This window comes from Maribellus maritimus (assembly GCF_022267315.1).
Lineage (GTDB): Bacteria > Bacteroidota > Bacteroidia > Bacteroidales > Prolixibacteraceae > Draconibacterium > Draconibacterium maritimum.
In genome coordinates this window covers 1-1,863 of sequence record NZ_JAIKLE010000120.1, presented here as the reverse complement: position 1 = coordinate 1,863, position 1,863 = coordinate 1, and the positions used below count along the sequence as shown (strand labels likewise).

4 protein-coding genes are annotated in these 1,863 nt (G+C 31.2%); all 4 read left to right on the top strand.

Annotated elements, in window-relative coordinates; genetic code table 11:
- The first annotated feature begins 346 nt into the window (after positions 1-346).
- The 4 genes from K5G00_RS29210 (at position 347) to K5G00_RS29200 (ending at position 1,821) form a co-directional block, all read left to right on the top strand.
- Positions 347-547 carry a hypothetical protein gene (locus tag K5G00_RS29210; RefSeq protein ID WP_238770133.1) on the top strand — a complete coding sequence of 67 codons (201 nt, stop codon included), beginning with the start codon at positions 347-349 and terminating at the stop codon, positions 545-547.
- A 218-nt stretch (positions 548-765) separates the two neighbouring features.
- Positions 766-1,116: a cupin domain-containing protein gene (locus K5G00_RS29205; RefSeq protein ID WP_238770131.1), complete on the top strand. Its 351-nt coding sequence runs from the start codon at positions 766-768 to the stop codon at positions 1,114-1,116.
- A 21-nt stretch (positions 1,117-1,137) separates the two neighbouring features.
- Entirely contained in the window at positions 1,138-1,263 is a 126-nt protein-coding gene (locus K5G00_RS29920) for a hypothetical protein (protein ID WP_262921478.1), read from the top strand.
- 375 nt (positions 1,264-1,638) lie between these two features.
- Positions 1,639-1,821: a hypothetical protein gene (locus tag K5G00_RS29200; protein ID WP_238770130.1), complete on the top strand. Its 183-nt coding sequence runs from the start codon at positions 1,639-1,641 to the stop codon at positions 1,819-1,821.
- Positions 1,822-1,863: the final 42 nt, after the last annotated feature.

Sequence of the window (1,863 nt, the reverse complement as noted above, 5' to 3'; positions counted from 1 at the left end):
GCCCACCTGTCAAATCAGTTCAAAAAAATTACCGGACTTACTCCTTCTCATTTCAAAAAGCTAAAGAATAAAAGGCGGGATACACTTGAGGAAGTGTGAATATTCGGGGCATAAGAAACAAAGGATTATAAATTAAAAGGATGCTCATGAATCACAATGAAAAATATTATCTACAGGAAATCTTTGAAAAATTTATTCGACCTAACTTTTCAATTACTGATTATATTATTTTTCTGAATGGGATAGTATAACCAGGAATTACCGCTATGTAGTAACACCAAAGGAAAACAAAAACAAATTCATTAGCTTTTATTTGCATAAGCATGATAAAATTGTTGATTTTAAAATGGTTGTAATTTACACAAGTGTTGGAGAATTTAATTCTCAGAACACTCAAAAATTACTGTTTTTATTAGCTCACGATGGCTTAGAACGGTTTAATCGGTTTTACCAAGAGTTTATTGATGAATTGAAAGAAAAGAGCGATAAAGAATCTCCTGTTGATTTCTATATTCCCTTTTATATTACGAATTGGAACAAAGAATGAAGACAAAGCACTATAAATAAAATTTCTATGACTGCAAATAAACTCTTCAGATTAGTTATCGGCCACTTCCTAGTCGCCCGAATACAGTTAGTAGTCGTCTATTCTAATCCAAAAATTTCTGAATTAAGTATAAGCGCAAAAAAAGAATGTGTGAATGATGTAACTTAAAATATTAATAGTGTAACATGTTACTGTTTGCATTAAGGTACCTTTAACACATGCAGGATACAGAGATTGAAAAATCGAAACAACATATCTTAATTGAAATTATTGATTATACTTCTAATTCGGTTACAAGTAAAACCATTATCGAGAAAACAACGGGAAGTGTAAATATTTTGGCATTTGATAGCAGAAAGATACTTCCTGAGACTGTTTCTGCATTTGACGTTTTTATCCTAATCATTGAGGGTGATGCGGAAATAATAATTGATAAATATTCAAACCCACTAAAGACGGGGGAAGGAATTATAGTACCAGCCCATACCTCTCATCTTATCAAAGCAAACAAAAGATTTAAAATGATTTCTACAGTAATTAAAAGCGGATATGAAGAAATCATATTATAAAGATTTCTTAAAATAAAAATTATGGCTAAAGCTAAAGAAGGAAAAGAAAGAAGAAACACGAAAAAGGTGGCTGTGAAAAGTCTGAAAGAAAAAAGAGCAGAAAAAGCTGCAAAAAAAGCTGGGAAAAGTGATTCAGACTTAATTTAACCAACATTGCTCTAGTATTCTTTATAAACTGAAAAAATGATGATGAAAAATGAATTTAAAGAAGGTGAGGTTGTAAGGTCAAAGTTTAATCCAACTCTGAATCTAGTGATCAGCAGGCATATACCCCCGATTTATTATTGCAGGAAGCAAAATAAACCCTCCTGTAAAGAAGTTGCTTATTTTGAAAATGAACTTTTGTCATACAACATAAAAAATATAAATGTAGTTACTTCCGATAACAGATTATCCTAAAAAAACAATCGAGACAAGGGAGTTTTTGACAAATAAGATGATTTTGAATTTTGACTTCAAATGGAATACCGAAGGGAAATATAAGTGGCGAAGAAATAGCAGGCGACAAATTGAAACATAAAAATGGAAAACAAATTTAATGAAGGTGAGATAGTATACGCCAAGGTAAATCCCGGGCTGAAATTGATTATCCGACGTTATGTCGACAAAATTTATTATTGCAAAATCCAAGATGAACCGGGTCGGAAAGAACTGGTGTATTTTGAACGAGAAATTCTACCCTTTTTAAGTGATACAAAAAGATAAATGAAGGTTTTAAATTCAGAGACAAATTTAAATGAGGTAATA